The organism is Micromonospora sp. NPDC048909, from assembly GCF_040649635.1.
GTDB lineage: Bacteria > Actinomycetota > Actinomycetes > Mycobacteriales > Micromonosporaceae > Micromonospora.
Map to the genome: position 1 here is coordinate 102,569 of NZ_JBEZFU010000011.1, position 16,398 is coordinate 118,966.

General features: G+C 73.6%; 16 protein-coding genes. 8 read left to right on the forward strand and 8 right to left on the reverse strand.

Features of this window, described 5'->3' with window-relative positions:
- Positions 1–189: 189 nt before the first annotated feature.
- Complete coding sequence (locus AB0C04_RS25820; RefSeq protein WP_357059006.1) at positions 190–717, reverse strand: CBS domain-containing protein; 528 nt, start codon at positions 715–717, stop codon at positions 190–192.
- A gap of 215 nt (positions 718–932) precedes the next feature.
- Here AB0C04_RS25820 and AB0C04_RS25825 point away from each other — a divergent pair, with 215 nt between their 5' ends.
- Together AB0C04_RS25825 and AB0C04_RS25830 are read left to right on the forward strand one after the other, a co-directional pair.
- Positions 933–1,490 carry a hypothetical protein gene (locus tag AB0C04_RS25825; RefSeq protein WP_357059009.1) on the forward strand — a complete coding sequence of 186 codons (558 nt, stop codon included), beginning with the start codon at positions 933–935 and terminating at the stop codon, positions 1,488–1,490.
- Between the two features lie 166 nt (positions 1,491–1,656).
- On the forward strand, positions 1,657–2,043 hold the full coding sequence (locus tag AB0C04_RS25830; protein WP_350876262.1) for an FKBP-type peptidyl-prolyl cis-trans isomerase: 387 nt from the start codon (positions 1,657–1,659) through the stop codon (positions 2,041–2,043).
- Positions 2,044–2,085: 42 nt separating this feature from the next.
- Here AB0C04_RS25830 and AB0C04_RS25835 read toward each other — a convergent pair whose 3' ends face one another.
- On the reverse strand, positions 2,086–2,451 hold the full coding sequence (locus AB0C04_RS25835; protein WP_357059013.1) for an STAS domain-containing protein: 366 nt from the start codon (positions 2,449–2,451) through the stop codon (positions 2,086–2,088).
- 252 nt (positions 2,452–2,703) lie between these two features.
- On the opposite strand from AB0C04_RS25835, the gene AB0C04_RS25840 reads away from it, so the two are divergent.
- Positions 2,704–3,726 carry an SMP-30/gluconolactonase/LRE family protein gene (locus AB0C04_RS25840; RefSeq protein WP_357059016.1) on the forward strand — a complete coding sequence of 341 codons (1,023 nt, stop codon included), beginning with the start codon at positions 2,704–2,706 and terminating at the stop codon, positions 3,724–3,726.
- A gap of 186 nt (positions 3,727–3,912) precedes the next feature.
- Here the strand turns inward: AB0C04_RS25840 and AB0C04_RS25845 are convergent, their stop codons facing one another.
- Entirely contained in the window at positions 3,913–5,178 is a 1,266-nt protein-coding gene (locus AB0C04_RS25845) for an Ig-like domain-containing protein (RefSeq protein WP_357059019.1), read from the reverse strand.
- A gap of 687 nt (positions 5,179–5,865) precedes the next feature.
- Between AB0C04_RS25845 and AB0C04_RS25850 the strand changes: the two genes are divergently transcribed.
- Positions 5,866–6,819: a sugar phosphate isomerase/epimerase gene (locus AB0C04_RS25850; protein ID WP_357059022.1), complete on the forward strand. Its 954-nt coding sequence runs from the start codon at positions 5,866–5,868 to the stop codon at positions 6,817–6,819.
- A 22-nt stretch (positions 6,820–6,841) separates the two neighbouring features.
- The gene (locus tag AB0C04_RS25855) at positions 6,842–8,941 is read left to right on the forward strand and encodes a PQQ-dependent sugar dehydrogenase (RefSeq protein ID WP_357059025.1); all 2,100 of its coding nucleotides are present in this window, start codon (positions 6,842–6,844) and stop codon (positions 8,939–8,941) included.
- Between the two features lie 175 nt (positions 8,942–9,116).
- Here the strand turns inward: AB0C04_RS25855 and AB0C04_RS25860 are convergent, their stop codons facing one another.
- Genes AB0C04_RS25860 through pdhA form a run of 3 tightly spaced genes read right to left on the reverse strand, consistent with a single transcriptional unit; the run spans position 9,117 to position 12,696 of the window.
- Positions 9,117–10,484 carry a dihydrolipoamide acetyltransferase family protein gene (locus tag AB0C04_RS25860; RefSeq protein ID WP_357059028.1) on the reverse strand — a complete coding sequence of 456 codons (1,368 nt, stop codon included), beginning with the start codon at positions 10,482–10,484 and terminating at the stop codon, positions 9,117–9,119.
- The gene (locus AB0C04_RS25865; RefSeq protein ID WP_357059333.1) at positions 10,481–11,503 is read right to left on the reverse strand and encodes an alpha-ketoacid dehydrogenase subunit beta; all 1,023 of its coding nucleotides are present in this window, start codon (positions 11,501–11,503) and stop codon (positions 10,481–10,483) included. Before AB0C04_RS25865 ends, AB0C04_RS25860 begins: the two co-directional genes overlap by 4 nt.
- Entirely contained in the window at positions 11,500–12,696 is a 1,197-nt protein-coding gene (pdhA, locus tag AB0C04_RS25870) for a pyruvate dehydrogenase (acetyl-transferring) E1 component subunit alpha (protein WP_357059336.1), read from the reverse strand. The genes AB0C04_RS25865 and pdhA overlap by 4 nt, the downstream gene beginning before the upstream one ends.
- A gap of 72 nt (positions 12,697–12,768) precedes the next feature.
- Between pdhA and AB0C04_RS25875 the strand changes: the two genes are divergently transcribed.
- Entirely contained in the window at positions 12,769–13,275 is a 507-nt protein-coding gene (locus AB0C04_RS25875) for an Lrp/AsnC family transcriptional regulator (RefSeq protein WP_357059031.1), read from the forward strand.
- A gap of 13 nt (positions 13,276–13,288) precedes the next feature.
- Here the strand turns inward: AB0C04_RS25875 and AB0C04_RS25880 are convergent, their stop codons facing one another.
- Positions 13,289–14,260, reverse strand: coding sequence for a DNA primase small subunit domain-containing protein (locus AB0C04_RS25880; RefSeq protein ID WP_357059034.1), 972 nt, complete (start codon positions 14,258–14,260; stop codon positions 13,289–13,291).
- A gap of 131 nt (positions 14,261–14,391) precedes the next feature.
- Positions 14,392–14,622 (reverse strand): hypothetical protein, encoded by a 231-nt coding sequence (locus AB0C04_RS25885; RefSeq protein WP_357059339.1) that lies wholly within the window; start codon positions 14,620–14,622, stop codon positions 14,392–14,394.
- A gap of 138 nt (positions 14,623–14,760) precedes the next feature.
- Here AB0C04_RS25885 and AB0C04_RS25890 point away from each other — a divergent pair, with 138 nt between their 5' ends.
- Both AB0C04_RS25890 and AB0C04_RS25895 read left to right on the forward strand, forming a co-directional pair.
- Positions 14,761–15,492: a histidine phosphatase family protein gene (locus AB0C04_RS25890; RefSeq protein ID WP_357059037.1), complete on the forward strand. Its 732-nt coding sequence runs from the start codon at positions 14,761–14,763 to the stop codon at positions 15,490–15,492.
- A complete protein-coding gene (locus AB0C04_RS25895) occupies positions 15,476–16,345 on the forward strand; it encodes an NAD(P)H-hydrate dehydratase (protein ID WP_357059040.1) in 870 nt (289 codons plus the stop codon). Before AB0C04_RS25890 ends, AB0C04_RS25895 begins: the two co-directional genes overlap by 17 nt.
- Positions 16,346–16,398: the final 53 nt, after the last annotated feature.

Sequence of the window (16,398 nt, forward strand, 5' to 3'; positions counted from 1 at the left end):
TTCACCGGGGCTCTGCGCCCGACGCTCGCCGCGTGACGACGGATCCGAGGCAGGGTCGGTTCCGAGCCTAGGCGAGCGGCAGGAGCGGCGAGCCCGCTCCGGCGAAGTCGACGGCCACCGGCACGGCCGGCGGGCGGGGTGTCGGCCGGGCGGCGGGGGTCCGCCCGGCCGACGCAGGGGAAGTCGGGGTCAGGCCACCGGGGTGATCCGGCCCTCCTCGACCAGGGCGGTGTCGTCCACGTCGAAGGCGATGGTGTTCGACACCCGCACCACGCCGCTCACCCGGGCGGCCAACCGGCCGGCGAGTCCGGCGACCGACCGCCGGTCCAGCCGACCGGCCAGGGTGACCTCGCCGGCGAGGACCTGGACGGTGACCAGGCCGTCCCGGACGGCGAGGATGCGGTGCAGCACCTCCCGCACCACGTCCTCGCGGATCTCGGCGTCCGTGCGCAGGTGCACCCGGAGCAGGTCGCCGCGCGCGCCGCGCCGCCGCCGGCCCTCGAAGATCCGCCGCTGCGCCGGCTCGCCGCTGTGCTCGATCTTGTGCAGCAGATCCGCCTCGGACACCACGCCGAGCACCCGCCGGAACCCGTCGGTCACCGGCAGCCCGCTGATGCCGCGCCGAATCAGCACGTCGACGATCTCCCGGTACGGGGTGCCCTCCCGCGCCGTCACGACGTCCCGCGTCATCACGTCGCCCACCTGCCAGGTCCTCATCACAACCTCCTCGTCCCTGTCCACCTACGACGCTATGGCGCGCTCGGGGCGCCGGTCAGGGCCACGCGGCCGGCCTGACCGGTCCGTCGGACCCGGCCGGGAAAGGGTCCAAGGTCCCGGTCCGGCAGGGCCCGGTCGGCCCTGCCGACGCACCCCGTGCGGGGCGTCCACTGGAGATGCCACCGGGAAGCGCGGTGCGAGGGACCAGAAGGGACGTGGAGACCATGACCGCGACGACTGAGCGGACCGCCGCCAGGACCACCGCTGCGGCGGCCGAGCCGACCCGGGAGCGGGCCGTCCGATACCTCCTCGCCGGGCTGCGCCTGGCGCTCGGCTGGGTGTTCCTCTGGGCCTTCCTGGACAAGCTGTTCGGGCTGGGTCTGGCGACCGAGGAGAAGGCCGACTGGATCAACGGGGGCAGCCCCACCAAGGGTTTCCTCACCTTCGGGGTGGCCGGCCCGTTCGAGGGCTTCTACCAGGGCATCGCCGGCGCGGCCTGGGCCGACTGGCTGTTCATGATCGGTCTGGCGGCCGTCGGCACCGCCCTGCTGCTCGGCATCGGCCTCCGGATCGCCGCGGTGGCCGGTGGGCTGCTGCTGGTGATGATGTGGACCGCCGTACTGCCTCCGGAGAACAACCCGTTCATGGACGACCACCTGATCTACGCCGCGGTGCTGGCCGTCCTCGCCCTGGTCGGCGCCGGCGACACCCTGGGCCGCGGCCGGGCCTGGGCGAAGCTCCCGGTGGTGCGGTGGTACCGCTGGCTGCGCTGACCGACCCCCGCGACCCCGCCGGCGGGCTTCACCTGAGGTGACGCCCGCCGGTGGCGTACGTCCGACACCGACGGGCGTGACCCCGGGTTGCCGCGCATCGGCCGGTCGCTATCCGGCAGGATCGTCCCTGACCGGACACATCACCCAGTACGGCAGGAGACTCCGGATGAACCAGGCAGCAGGCTCGGGCAAGCCCGAGGTCGCCCCGATCGAGGGTGCGCCGCCCGCGGACCTCGCGATCGAGGACCTCACCGTCGGCGAGGGCCCGGAGGCCCAGCCGGGGCAGCTCGCGACCGTGCACTACGTGGGCGTCGGGCACTCCAGCGGGCGCGAGTTCGACGCGTCCTGGAACCGGGGCGAGCCGTTCGAGTTCCCGCTCGGTGGTGGGCAGGTCATCGCCGGCTGGGACCGGGGCGTCGTCGGGATGCGGGTCGGCGGCCGGCGTCGGCTGGTCATCCCGCCGCACCTCGGCTACGGCGAGCGCGGCGCGGCGGGCGTCATCCAGCCGAACGAGACGCTGATCTTCGTGGTGGACCTGCTCGACGTGCGCTGACTTGAGGTGCGGGGCTGCCGACCGATGTCGGGGGCCCCGCGCTCAGGCCGCCAGCACCAGCGGCTGCGACGGCGTCGGCCGCCCGGCCGACTCGACCATCGGGATGACCCGGTGCAGACCGGTGACCCGCAGCACCCGGGTGACCACCGGATCCGGGTCGACCAGCACCAGCTCCCCGCCCTGGGCCCGGATCCGCAGGTGCGCGGCGAAGATCGCGCGCACCCCGGCGGCGGAGAGCAGCCGCACACCGGAGAGATCGAGCCGCAGCACCGGCCGGGCGGGCGCGGACCAGAGCGCCGAGCGGAGCACGCCGACGGTGGCGATGTCGACCTCACCGATCGCCCGCACGTCCACGCCGTGCTCAGCCACGCTGACCTGCACGTGGAACCGGTCGCTGCGCTCTCCCATGCCGTTGAATCTAGCCCCGACCTCTGACATTTCCGTCCCTCCCGAGAGTGAATCCGGGTACACCCAGGGTCGGACCCCGAGGGACCCCGACGCCGCCCGGGGGACGGAGATCCGGGGCCGGCTCCGGGCCGGACGCCCGGTGAGCGGCCAGGCCGCTGCCGGGGGTGGTGCCGGGTGGCCCGCGACGACACCGTGCCGCCAGCCCCGGCCGGTCGGGCGACCGGGCGGGCATCGGCGGTGGAGAATGGCCGCATGGTCATCCCCCGCCCCCGGCCGCCCCGGCTGATCCGGCCGGTACGTGAGCCGGCCACCGTGCCGCCCCCGCTGACCGGCCCGTGGGCCCCGACCGACCAGCGGCTCGACGCCGTCGAGCTGCTCCCGCTGCCCGACGGGGCGGTGGGCCCCGAGGACGTGGTCGTCGACCCGGCCGGGCGGGTGGTGAGCGGGGACGAGGACGGGCGGCTCTGGTGGTGGCCCGCCGACGCGCCCCCGGGCGCCCGGCCGCGCCTGCTGGCCGAGACCGGCGGGCGCCCACTCGGCATCGAGGTCGACCCGGCCGGCGGTGGGCTGGTGGTCTGTGACGCGTACCGGGGGCTGCTGCGGGTCGCCCCGGACGGAACGGTGCACGAGCTGACCGGGACGGCGCCGCCGGTGCACCTGGCCAACAACGCGGCGGTGGCCCGGGACGGCACCATCTTCTTCACCGACAGCTCCGACCGGTTCCCGGTCTCGCACTGGAAGCGGGACCTGCTGGAGCACCGCCCGAACGGGCGGGTGCTCGCCTACCGGCCCGGCGGTCGTGGACGGACCGAGGTGGTCGCGGAGGGGCTCTACTTCCCCAACGGCGTCGCACTGACCCCGGACGAGTCCGCGCTGATCCTGGTCGAGACGACCACCCACCGGCTGCTCCGGGTCGAGCTGCCCGGCGGCGCCGTACGGGTCCTGGCCGACCTGCCGGCCTACCCGGACAATCTCTCCGCGGTGGGCGACGGCACCTACTGGATCGCGCTGCCCAGCCCGCGGGTGCCGGTCGCCGAGCGGCTGCTGCCGCACCCCCGGCTGCGGCAGCTCGCCGCGCTGCTGCCGGACGCGATGCAGCCGCAGCCGCGCCGCTACGGGCTGGTCGCGCTGGTCGACGGCGCCGGCACGGTCCACCGCACGCTGCACGGCCCGGCCGGCGACTACTGGATGATCACCGGCGTACGCCAGCACGGTGACCAGCTCTGGCTGGGCAGCCTGATCGGGCCGGGAGTGGCCCGCGTCTCGCTGACCTGACCCGCCCCCGGTCGGCCGGCCCCGTCCCGGTCGGCGGCCCACGCTCCGGTCGGCGGCCCACGTCCCGCCTGGCGGCCCACCCCCCGCCTGGCGGCCCCGCTCCGGTCGGCGGCCCACGCCTCGGCGGGGTAAAGAGCGCCGGGCCGGCCCGCGGGGTGCGGGCCGGCCCGGTTGACAACGCGATGGTCAGCCGCCGCTGACCGACGGGTGCGGGGCCGGCGAGCCGCCGGCGACCGCGCCCGGGTGCGCCGGGCTGGCCGGCGCCGGGCCCAACCCGGCCGGCACCGGCAGGGCGCTGCCCTTCACGTACTCCCCCCAGCTGACGTTCCACGCGGTCCAGCCGTTGCCCTCGTTGAGCGGCACCTCGGTGCCCTTGATGGTGACGAGGTCACCGACCTGCGTGGTGTTCATCAGCCAGTCCGCCGCCTCGTTGGAGACGTTGGTGCAGCCGTGCGAGACGTTGGTGCTGCCCTGGTCCCCCACCGACCACGGCGCCGCGTGGATGAACTCGCCGCCCCAGGTGAGCCGCTGGGCGTCCTCGACGTCGACCACGTAGGGGTCGGCCGAGCCCCGGGTGTCGAAGGTCGTCATCTGGTGCTTCTCCATGATCACCATCTTGCCGCTGGAGGTCGGCGTGCTCGGCTTACCCATGCTGACCGGGATCTTCTTGACGAGCTTGCCGTCGCGCAGCACCGACATCTGCTTGGTGGCGTTGTCGATCTCCAGGGACACCTGACGGCCGATCTTGGAGGTGGCGGTCCGCTCCTCGTCGCCGACCCGGTCCTTGCCGATCGGCAGCCCGGCCAGACCGGCGCGGACACTGATGGTCGTCCCCGGTCGCCAGAAATCGGGTGCCCGGTAATAGACCTGACTGCCGTCCGCGACCCACGACCAGACGCCCGGCTGCGGCGGGTTCGTCTTCACGAACAACCGACGCTGCACATCCGCCCTGGCCTCTTTCGGAATGGGCGGGTCGAACGCCACCGTTACCGGCATGGCGGTGCCGTACGTCCGGTTGCCGGCGAAATAGAGCGTACTGGTGATCGCCGGCTTGGTGGATTTCGGCATGGTGGTGAAGGTGGTCTTCCGGGTGGTGCTCTTACCGGAGTCGCCGGTCGCGGTGACCTCGGCGGTGTAGGTCCGCTTCGGCTGCAACGGCGCGCTCGGCACCCAGCCGGATCCGTCCTCGCGGGGCTCCGCCTTGACCTCCTTGCCCTTGTCGTCGATGATCCGGACGGCGGTGACCCGACCGCCGGCGACCCGGGTGCCGACCTCGGCGCTGATCGGCACGTCCTTCGCCTGGTCGCCGGGAGTCACCGTGAGTTCCGGCGGTGCGGCCCGACCGCCGCCCGGCTTGTCATCCGCTTCGCGGCCGGCGGTGCAGCCGGCCAGGATCAGTGGAGCGGCCGCGACGGTTACCCCCAACAGCGTCAAACGCCGTCTCAACTTCATGATGCGTCCCCCCGTTTTCTGCTTCCCCTCCGCCACATTCTCTCCAGCCCTGCACGCATCCCCACGCAATTCACGAATAAAGGGCGAAGCAATTAGCGGTGCCATTTCGCCGAGCTGCGCCGAATGGTCGGCAAAAGTGAGGGCCGGCCGACATTGGGGCTCGGCGACCGGTAGCGCCAGCCCCCGACCCGGCGCGACACCGCCATCCGGTCCGCACCCACCCGCACCTCGCCGGGCGGGTTTCGGCCGTACCGCCCGGTGTGCCGGACCGCCGGTACCGCGCACCGAACGCCGGCGCCGGAGCGGGCGCGGCGCGCGCCTCGCCGGCCGTCGGACGAGGCAACGAGGCAACGAGGCAACGAGCGTCCCCGCGCCGACCAGTGCGGCGAGCACCCCTGGACCGACTTTTGTCTGCGGCAGCGAAAGTTCTGCTCCCCACAGCGAACCTTTGCCATCGACCGGTCACAAGGGTACGGTGACGAACCAGATAGAGAGTTGCCCATTGGTCGATTCGCTGTCCGCCCCACCGCCAGTGGCGCGCCCCGCCTGGGCCCGTCCCGCACCCGTACGCCGACCATGACCGTTGCGCCGGAGCCCCACTCCGGCCGGTCCGGCGTGCCTGGGCGCGGCAGCCGGTCGACCCGGAAACCGCCGGACCGCAACATCCGGCAGGGAGGGAACACCACCATGGACCAGAGCACAGGGCAGTCCGAGGCGCCCGAGTCGGTCAGCCGACGCGGGCTGCTCCGGGCCGCGACCGTCTCCGCGGCGGCCGTCGGAGCTGCCGGCCTGTTCGGCGCCGAGGCTGCTTCCGCCTCGTCGGGCGGCGGCAACGGCGGCGGCCGACGGCGGGTGCCGGTGGACCGGATCAGCATCCAGCTCTACACCCTTCGCGACCAGCTCGCCGCCGACCTGCCCGGCACGCTCGACGCGCTGCGGCGGATCGGATACCGCCGGGTCGAGCACGCCGGCTTCGTCGGCCGGACCGCGGCGCAGTTCCGGGCCGCACTCGACGACGCGGGCCTGCGGGCGACCTCCGGCCACACCGGTATCCCGCAGCCCTTCGACGCCGACACCTGGGAGCGCGCCCTCGCCGACGCCAACACCGTGGGCTGCCGCAAGATCGTGCACCCCTGGTTCGGTCTGGACTCGACCGGGCAGCCGATCCGCGACCCGCAGGTCTACCGGGCGCTCGCCCGCGACCTGAACCGGGCGGGCCGGATGGCCGAGCGGGCCGGGATGGACTTCGGCTACCACAACCACCAGCTCGAGTTCGTGCCGCTGACCGACGGGCAGACCGGCTTCGACATCCTCACCGGTGAGACCGACCCGCGGCTGGTCCACTTCGAGCTCGATCTGTTCTGGACCTGGCGCGGCGCCGCCGACCCGGTCGACATCATCCGCGCCCACCGGGGCCGGATCCGGCAGGTGCACGTCAAGGACATGGACACCAACGCCAGCTTCGCCGACCTCGGCGACGGCCTGATCGACTTCGGCCGGATCTTCGCGCACGAGCGGGAGGCCGGCATCGAGGAGTACATCGTGGAGCGCGACGACGCCGGCACCCCGCCGCGCACGCCCGCCGACGCCCTGGACACCGCCCGCGTCGGCTTCGACTACCTCGCGTCGCTCCGCTACTGACCCACAACCCCCGGGGGACACCTTGAGAAAGAGGACCGCGTTCCTGTCCGCGCTGGCGCTGGTCGGCGCCGGCCTCGTCGCGCCGGCCACGCCGGTCGCGGCGGCACCGGCCGCCGCGCCACCGGACTCCAGCTTCCAGAAGGTGACACTCAACGATTTTCCCGGCGAGCCGGTGAGTCTCGCCGTCCTGCCCGACCTGCGGGTGCTGCACACCGCGCGCACCGGCGAGGTCCGCATCCACGACCCGCGGACCGGCCTGAACACCCTCGCCGCCGACGTGCCGGTCTACGAGCACGACGAGGAGGGCCTGCAGGGCATCGCGATCGACCCCGACTTCGCCCGCAACAAGTGGGTCTACCTCTACTACTCCCCGCCGATGGACACGCCGGTCGACGACCCGGCCACCCCGGACGTCAACGAGGGTGACGCGCCGCTGGTCGGCACGGCGGCCGACTGGGAACGGTTCCGCGGCGCGCTGCGGCTGTCCCGGTTCAAGCTGGAGGGGATGAAGCTCAACCTCGCCACCGAGCAGCAGATCATCGATGTGCCCGTCGACCGGGGCATCTGCTGCCACGTCGGCGGCCAGATCGAGTTCGACAGCAAGGGCAACCTCTACCTCTCCACCGGTGACGACACCAACCCGTTCTTCTCCGACGGCTACACGCCGATCGACGAGCGGGCCGACCGCAATCCTGCGTTCGACGCGCAGCGCACCTCGGCCAACACCAACGACCTGCGGGGCAAGCTGCTGCGGATCAAGGCGAAGCCGGGCGGTGGCTACACGGTGCCGGCGGGCAACCTGTTCAAGCCGGGCACCGCGAAGACCCGTCCGGAGATCTACGCCATGGGGCTGCGCAACCCGTTCCGGTTCGCCGTCGACCGCCGCACCGACGACGTCTACCTGGCCGACTACTCGCCCGACGCCGGGGCGTCGAACCCGGCCCGCGGGCCGGCGGGGCACGGCCGCTGGATGGTGGTCGACAAGCCCGCCAACTACGGCTGGCCGTACTGCGCGACGCCGACCCTGCCGTACATCGACTACGACTTCGCCACCGGCACGTCGGGCAAGCGCTTCAACTGCCGCCAGCCGGTCAACGAGTCGCCGCACAACACCGGCCTGCGCAAGCTGCCGCCGGTCGAGGCGCCGCAGGTGTGGTACCCGTCCGCCGCCTCCGGCGAATTCCCGCAGCTCGGCACCGGCGGGATCGGCCCGATGGGCGGTCCGGCGTACGACTACGACGGCCGCAACACCTCCCGGACCAAGTGGCCCGCCTACTACGACGGGGTGCCGCTGTTCTACGAGTGGACCCGGGACTACATCAAGGAGTTCCGCCTCGACGACCGCGGCGAGGTCCGCGACATCCGGCCGGTGGCACCGTCGCTGGTGGTGGACAACCCGATGGACCTGGAGTTCGGCCCGGACGGCGCGCTCTACGTGCTCGAGTACGGCGACGGCTACTTCGCCGAGAACCCGGACGCGCAGCTGTCCCGGATCGACTTCGTCCGGGGCAACCGGACCCCGATCCCGCAGATCAGCGCCGACCCGACCGCCGGTCAGGCGCCGCTGACCGTCCACTTCTCCAGCGCGGGGACCGTCGACCCGGACGGTGACCGGCTGCGCTACGCCTGGGACTTCAACGCCGACGGCTCGGTCGACTCGACCGAGGCGAACCCGACGTGGACCTACCAGGCCAACGGCTCCTACTCCCCGACCGTGAAGGTCACCGACAGCACGGGGCGCTCGGCCGCGGCCACCCTGCCGCTGCTGATCGGGCCGCGGGCGCCGATCGTGGAGTTCGTCACCCCGGTGGAGGGGCAGCCGTTCGAGTTCGGCCAGACCGTGGCGTTCGAGGTGCGGGTCACCGACGACCTGCCGGTGGACTGCACGCGGGTGAAGGTGACCTACATCCTCGGCCACGACGAGCACGGGCACCCGCTCTCGACGGCCTCCGGGTGCAGCGGCACCATCACCACGTTCGTCGACGGCGGCCACGGCGGCGCCGACAACCTGACCGGCGTCTTCGTGGCGGAGTACACCGACGCGCCGACCGAGCCGGGCGTGCCGCCGCAGACCGCCAGTGCCACGGTGGTGCTGGAGCCCACGGGCGGCAGCGCCAGCTGACCCGTCTCCGGTGGCGGCCCGGCACGTCCGGTCCGCCACCGGGGGCACGGCCTGCGGGGCGCGATACCTGAGAGCGTGATACCTCAGCGGCATATTGATGCCGCTGAGGTATCACGCTCTTCCGGGGTAGCGGACCGGCTCGTCCTGCCGGCCGCGACTGCGACGTGCGCGGGTGTCAGACCGCCGCGATCAGCAGTGCCGGTTGCTCGACGCAGTCGGCGACGTGCCGCAGGAAGCCGCCCGCCACGCCACCGTCGCAGACCCGGTGGTCGAAGGTGAGGCTGAGCTGGGCGACCTTGCGGACCGCGAGCTGCCCGTCGACCACCCACGGCTTGTCCACGATCCGGCCCACCCCGAGCAGCGCCGCCTCCGGGTGGTTGATGATCGGGGTGGAGCCGTCGACGCCGAACACGCCGTAGTTGTTCAGGGTGAACGTGCCCCCGGTGAGCCGCGCCGGCGGCAGCGTGCCGGCCCGCGCCGCGGCCGTGGTCGCGGCCAGTTCCGCGGCGAGTTCCGCGGTGGTGAGCCGCTGCGCGTCGCGCAGCACCGGCACGACCAGGCCGCGGTCGGTCTGCGCGGCGATGCCCAGGTGCACGCCGGTGGACTGGATGATCCGCTGCCCCTCGGTGTCCACCCGGGCGTTGAGCTGGGGATAGCGGCGCAACCCGGAGAGGCAGATCCGGGCGAGCAGGGCCAGGATGCTCACCGGCTGCTCCGGCCGCGCCGCGTTGATCGCGGCCCGGGTCTCCAGCAGGCCGGTGGCGTCCACGTCGACCCAGATGGTCACCTCGGGGATCTCCCGCCGGCTGCGGGAGAGCTTGTCGGCGATCGCCTTCCGGATGCCGGTCAGCGGGATGACCAGGTCGTCGGCGCCGGCCGGGGCGGACGCCGCCGGCTCCGGCCGGTCCGGCACCGCGGCCAACCGGCCCGGGGCGCCGGCGGCGACGGCGGCCTCCACGTCGGCCCGGCGGAGCACCCCGCCGGGGCCGCTGCCGGTCAGGGTGGCCAGGTCCAGGCCGTGCTCGCGGGCCAGTCGTCGGACGATCGGCGAGATGACCAGCGGCGCCGGGCCGTTGACGGCGGTGCCGGCCACCGGCGCGACCGCGGCGGGAACGGCGGGCGTCGGCGCGTCGGCCGGGTCGGGGGCGACCGCCAGCCGGGAGCGGCGTCGCCGCCGTCCCGGGCCGTGCCCGGTGCCGTACCCGATCAGCACGTTGCCCGAGCCGGCCCGCTCCTCCTCGCGGTAGGTGGCGTGCCCGGCGGGCTCCGGCGCGCCGCCGCCCGCGGGCGCGGCGTCGGCGTCCAGCGCCGCGACGGTGATCAGCGGCTGGCCGACCGGGCGGGCCTCACCGGCCGCGCCGTGCAGCGCCACCACCCGGCCGGCGTACGGGCAGGGCACGTCGACGACGGCCTTGGCGGTCTCCACCTCGACCACGCTCTGATCGACGGTCACGATGTCGCCGACCGCCACCCGCCACTCGACGATCTCCGCCTCGGTCAGCCCCTCACCGAGGTCGGGCAGGAGGAAAACATACTCGGTCATGCCGCGCTGCCCTGGGTCGCCGGGAGCCAGCGCGGGTCGGGCTGGTCGTCCCACTGGAGCCGGGCGACCGCGTCCAGCACCCGGTCCACGCCGGGCAGGTGGGTGTGCTCCAGCATCGGCGCCGGGTACGGGATGTCCAGACCGGCGACCCGCAGCACCGGGGCGTGCAGGGCGTGGAAGCAGCGCTCCTGCACCCGCGCGGCGATCTCGGCGCCGACGCCGGCGAAGCCCGGCGCCTCCTGGATGACCACGCAGCGGCCGGTGCGGCGCACCGAGGCGGTGACGGTGGCGTCGTCGAACGGCACGATGGTGCGCACGTCCACCACCTCGAGGTCCCAGCCCTCGCCCTTGGCGGCCTCGGCGGCCTCCATCGCCACCGGCACCGCCGGCCCGTACGCGATCAGGGTGGCGTCCCGGCCGGGCCGGCGGACGACCGCCTGGCCGAACGGCTCGGTGCGCGCGGGCAGCTCGGTGTCGGCGCCGGAGAAGTAGAGCTTCTTCGGCTCCATGAAGACCACCGGGTCCGGGTCCGCGATCGCCTCGCGCAGCAGCGAGTACGCGTCGGCGACGGTGGCCGGGGTGACCACCTTCAGCCCCGGGGTGTGCGCGTAGTAGGCCTCGCTGGAGTCGCAGTGGTGCTCGACGCCGCCGATGCCACCGGCGTACGGCACCCGGATCACGATCGGCACGCTGAGCGCGCCACGGGTCCGGTTGCGCAGCTTCGCCACGTGCGAGGCGATCTGCTCGAACGCCGGGTACGCGAACGCGTCGAACTGCATCTCGACCACCGGCCGCAGCCCGGACATGGCCAGCCCGACGGCGAAGCCGACGATGCCGGCCTCCGCGAGAGGGGTGTCGAAGCAGCGCTTGTCGCCGAACCGGGCCTGGAGCCCGTCGGTGATCCGGAAGACGCCGCCGAGCGCACCGACGTCCTCGCCGAAGACGAGCACCCGCTCGTCGTCGGCCATCGCGTCGGCCAGCGCCGCGTTGAGCGCCTTCGCCATGGTGGTGGCCATCAGGCGTTCCCCTCCTGCTCGGCCGCGGCCAGCTCGGCGCGGACCTGCTCGCGCTGCTCGACCAGCTGTGGGGTCGGCTCGGCGTAGACGTGGTCGAAGAGGCTGAGCGGGTCGACGGTGGGCTGGGCGTTCATCCGGACCCGCAGGTCGGCGGCGTACGCCTCGGCCTCCTCGGCGATCGCGGCGACGGCGTCGTCGTCGATCACCCCCTGATCGCGCAGGTACGTCTCCAGTCGGGCGATCGGATCCCGGTCGCGCCAGGCCTCGACCTCGGCGCCGTCGCGGTAGCGGGTCTGGTCGTCGGCGTTGGTGTGCGGTTCCATCCGGTAGGTGTGCGCCTCGACCAGGAACGGCCCGTTGCCGGCCCGGGCGTGCGCGACCGCGCGGGTGAGCACCGCGAGCACCGCCACCGGGTCGTTGCCGTCGACCTGCTCGCTGGGCACCCCGTAGCCGACGCCCTTGTACGCCAGCGACGGCGCGGCGGTCTGCCGGGACAGCGGGACGCTGATCGCGTACCGGTTGTTCTGGACGAAGAAGACCACCGGCGCCTTGAACACGGCGGCGAAGTTGATTCCCTCGTGGAAGTCACCCTCGCTGGTCGCGCCGTCGCCGATGAAGGCCAGCGCGACGGTGTCCCGCCCCTGGTGGGTCTCGCCGTAGGCCAGGCCGGCGGCGTGCACGCACTGGGTGGCCAGCGGCGTGCACTGCGGCGCGGTGTGCCGGGCCGCCGGGTCGTATCCGCAGTGCCAGTCGCCGCGCAGCAGGGTCAGCACCTCGACCGGGTCGATGCCCCGGGCGACCAGCGCCATCGACTCACGGTAGGTCGGGAAGACCCAGTCGCTGTCGCGCACGGCGAGCACCGCACCGACCTGGCAGGCCTCCTGCCCGCGGGAGGACGGGTAGACCGCGAGCCGGCCCTGCTTCGTCAGCGCCGTCGACTGGGTGTCGAAGCGGCGGCCGATCACCATTCGGCGGTACAGCTCGCGCAGCACGTCGGCCGGCGGCTGCGGATAGTCGGTGCGGGCGGGCAGCGGGGTGCCGGTCGGGTCGAGCAGGCGCACCGGTTCCGTGGCCGGCAGCAGCGAGCGCGCCGGATCGGTCGGGGTGGCCGGCCTTCGGGTGCGCGGGGATGCCCTGCGGACCGCCTGGGGTGTGGTCGTCACGGCGGGGACCTCCTGGACGTGTGGTGGGCCTATGCTCCTGCTGTCGGATGATTGACTCAAGATCCACCGCAAACGCGGGACGGATGGCAGGCAGGAGGCGGTTCGGTGAGCCAGGAGACCGGGCCGGAGGCGACGCCGGCGGCAGCGCCGGGACGATCGGCCCGGGTGCTGGACGAGGTGGACCGGCGGATCCTCGACGAGCTGGTCCGGGACGGTCGCACCTCGGTGCGCACCCTGGCCGAGCGCATCCACATCTCCCGCACCAACGCGTACGCCCGGTTGGAGCGGCTGCTGCGCGACGGCGTGATCACCGGCTTCCGGGCCCAGGTCGCGCCGGAACCGGCCGGGCTGGGCACGTCGGCGTACATCGCGCTGACGATCGAGCAGAACACCTGGCGGGAGGTCTCCGCGCAGCTGGCCCAGGTGCGCTACATCGAGCACGCCGCGCTGCTCGGCGGCGACCACGACGTGCTGGCGCTGGTCCGGGCGCCGGACAACGCGGCGCTGCGCGACGTGGTGCTCGGCCGGGTCCAGGGCATCCCGGGTGTGCTCTCCACCCGCACCTGGCTGGTCTTCGAGGAGTTCGACGGGGCGCGCAGCCCCTGGCCGTGACACCGCCGGGCGCTCACCGCTCGGGCGGCGCCTCCAGCCCTTCCCGGTCAGCCAGCTCCAGCAACGGCTCCAACGAGAAGCGCCGCTCGTCCAGGCCGGCGTGCGGGTCGCCGCGTGCGGCGAACCGGGCCGGCAGCGAGACCACGTCGAAGTCCTCCGGCCGAGCGTCGTCCAGCTCGGCCCAGTCCAGCGGCGCGGAGACCAGCGCCCGGGAAGTCGGCCGGATGGAGTAGGCCGAGGCCATGGTGTGGTCGCGGGACATCTGGTTGTAGTCCACGAAGACCGGCCGGTCCCGCTGCTCCCGCCACCAGGTCGTGGTGACCAGCTCGGGCAGCCGCCGTTGCATCTCGCGGCCCAGCGCGAGCACGGCCCGCCGGCAGTCGCCGAAGCCCCACCTCGGCTCGATGGAGAGGTAGATGTGCAGCCCTCGCCCACCGGTGGTCTTCGGGTAACCGGTCAGGCCCAGCTCGGCGAGGAACGCGCGCACCTCCCGGGCCACCGGCACCACCTGCTCGAAGCCGACGCCCGGCATCGGGTCCAGGTCGATCCGGAGCTGGTCGGGGCGCTCCACGTCGCTCGCGGAGACCGGCCACGGGTGGAAGCGCAGCGTGCCGAGGTTGGCCGCCCAGATCACCACGGCCAGCTCGCTCGGCGCCACCTCGTCGGCGGTGCGGCCGCTGGGGAAGGTGATGTGTGCGGTGCGCACCCACTCGGGCGCGCCCGCGGGCAGCCGCTTCTGGTAGAAGGCGTCGCCGCGGTTGTCCTGCCGGGTGCCGATCTTCGCGCCCTCGAACACCCCGCGCGGCCAGCGCTCCAGCATGGTCGGCCGGTCCCGCAGGGCGCGCAGGATGCCGTCACCCACCGCCAGGAAATAACGGACGACGTCGAGCTTGGTCAGCCCGCGCTCGGGAAAGTAGGGCTTGTCCGGGCTGGAGACCCGGACGACCCGTTCCCCGACCTGGATCTCCTCGCCCGCCGTCGCCACGCCTCACACCGTAGCCGCCGCTGACCTCCGGCGCGGTCAACCGGGACGGCCGCAGTGTGTCCGGCGACCGCCCGGGCCGGGGACGCCGGCCGGGGCGAGCCAGCCGCCCGCCCGGCCGTCGCCCGCGCGCCTCAGCGCTGTTCCTGCTGCATCCGGGCCATGAGCATCTGCTTGCCCTGGTCACCGGCCTTCCGGTTGTTCTCCTGGATCGCCCGGAACCAGTTCACGAGTTCGGTGTCGCCACGCTGCTCGGCGTCGGCGATGTACGTCTCCATCCGGTAGACGTGCTCCAACGACATCTGCAACGTCCGGATGAGGTCGTAGTTCTTGTCCTTCACCGGGCTCTTCTGTTCCTTGGTCATGGTCGCCACGGCGTACCTCCCCTGTCGGCTCTCGTGGACCCGGCGCTTACCCGAGCCGCCCGGGTTCACGCTCGCCGCGCGCCGCCGGCCGCGCCGCGCCGGGTTAGCCCGGGGCGACCGTCGGGTACCGGGTGCCGCATGGCGGAACTGGCAGCGCTCTGGATCGTCCGGCACGGGGAGAGCACGGCGAACGTCGCCGCGACGCGGGCCGAGTCCAGCGGCGCGGAACTGATCGGTGTGACCCCCCGGGACGCCGACGTGCCGCTCTCGGAGACCGGGGAGGAGCAGGCCCGGGCCACCGGACGGTGGCTCGCCGGGCTGCCGCCGGAGCGACGTCCGGACGTGGCGGTGGTCTCGCCGTACCTGCGGGCGGTGCGCACCGCCGAGCTGGCGCTGGCCGGCACCGAGGTGCCGTACAGCCGCGACGAGCGGCTGCGCGATCGGGAGCTGGGCATCCTCGACGGCCTCACCCCGCACGGTGTGGTCGCCCGCTTTCCGGACGAGGCGGAGCGACGCAACCGGCTGGGCAAGTTCTACTACCGGCCACCCGGTGGGGAGTCCTGGACGGACGTGGCGCTGCGCCTGCGCGCGCTCCTCGGTGACCTGCGCCGCGACCACGAGGGCCAGCGGGTGCTGCTGTTCGGCCACGACGCGCTGGTCTTCCTGGTCCGTTACCTGGTGGAGGGGCTGACCGAGGAGGAGCTGATGGCGCTGACCCGGCAGTACGTGATCGCGAACTGTTCGGTCACCGGCTGGTCCGCGGACGACTCCGGCCGGTTGACGTTGGACGATTTCAACGACGTCGGCCACCTGCGGCGCCAGGGTGCCCGGCCGACCAGGGAGGACGAGGTCCATGCCGAACCGGTCTGACCCGCTGGTGATCACGCCGGCGCTGCTGCGCGACTGGGCGTTGCCCGTACCGTCCGGGGGCAAGGAGGCCCGGGGCACGGTGCTGGTGGTCGGTGGGTCCCGGTTCACTCCCGGCGCGGTCCTGCTGGCCGGCGTCGCCGCGCTGCGGGCCGGCGCCGGCGTGCTGCAACTGGCCGCCGCCGAGTCGACCGCCGCCTCGCTCAGCATCCAGGTGCCCGAGGCGCTCGTGGTGGGGCTGCCCGAGACCAGCGGCGGCGCGCTGGCCGGACGGCCGGACGACCAGCTCACCGAGCTGGTCGCGGCGGCGGACGTGGTGGCCGTCGGCCCGGGGCTGCGGGGTATCGAGGAGACCCGCCAGCTGCTGCACGTCGTGCTCGACGCGGCCGGGCCGCGGACCCCGCTGGTGCTCGACGCGTACGCCCTGGGCGCGCTGAGCCACTCACCGGAGCTGCTGGTCGGCTCCGGCCGGCCGGTGGTGCTCACCCCCAACATCACCGAGGCCCAGCACCTGCTCGACCGGGAGCCGGGCGACGACCTGGACGCCGAGGCGGCCGAGCTGGCCGCACGGTACGACGCGGTGGTCTCCCTCTACGGGCACATCGCCACGCCGGACGGGCGAAGCTGGCGGGAGGAGAGCGGCGACGCCGGGCTGGGCACCTCCGGCAGCGGCGACGTGCGCTCCGGGCTGCTCGCCGGGCTGCTCTCGCGCGGCGCCGATCCGGCGCAGGCCGCCTGCTGGGCGGCGTTCGCCCACGCGGTCAGCGGTCAACGTCTCGTCCCGCAGTACGGCCGGATCGGGTTCCTGGCCCGGGAGCTGCTCGACGAGATCCCGCACACCATCGCCACCGTCTGACGCCATTTGTCCTGCGGGCGCAGGTGTGTGTAACGCCACACTGATTCTCCGAC

Excerpts from the sequence above, each read along its gene's own strand:
- AB0C04_RS25820 (WP_357059006.1), bottom strand. The coding sequence starts at position 717 with ATGAGGACCTGGCAGGTGGGCGACGTGATGACGCGGGACGTCGTGACG.
- AB0C04_RS25830 (WP_350876262.1), top strand. The coding sequence starts at position 1,657 with ATGAACCAGGCAGCAGGCTCGGGCAAGCCCGAGGTCGCCCCGATCGAG.
- AB0C04_RS25835 (WP_357059013.1), bottom strand. The coding sequence starts at position 2,451 with ATGGGAGAGCGCAGCGACCGGTTCCACGTGCAGGTCAGCGTGGCTGAG.
- AB0C04_RS25840 (WP_357059016.1), top strand. The coding sequence starts at position 2,704 with ATGGTCATCCCCCGCCCCCGGCCGCCCCGGCTGATCCGGCCGGTACGT.
- AB0C04_RS25845 (WP_357059019.1), bottom strand. The coding sequence starts at position 5,178 with ATGAAGTTGAGACGGCGTTTGACGCTGTTGGGGGTAACCGTCGCGGCC.
- AB0C04_RS25850 (WP_357059022.1), top strand. The coding sequence starts at position 5,866 with ATGGACCAGAGCACAGGGCAGTCCGAGGCGCCCGAGTCGGTCAGCCGA.
- AB0C04_RS25860 (WP_357059028.1), bottom strand. The coding sequence starts at position 10,484 with ATGACCGAGTATGTTTTCCTCCTGCCCGACCTCGGTGAGGGGCTGACC.
- AB0C04_RS25885 (WP_357059339.1), bottom strand. The coding sequence starts at position 14,622 with ATGACCAAGGAACAGAAGAGCCCGGTGAAGGACAAGAACTACGACCTC.
- AB0C04_RS25890 (WP_357059037.1), top strand. The coding sequence starts at position 14,761 with ATGGCGGAACTGGCAGCGCTCTGGATCGTCCGGCACGGGGAGAGCACG.
- AB0C04_RS25895 (WP_357059040.1), top strand. The coding sequence starts at position 15,476 with ATGCCGAACCGGTCTGACCCGCTGGTGATCACGCCGGCGCTGCTGCGC.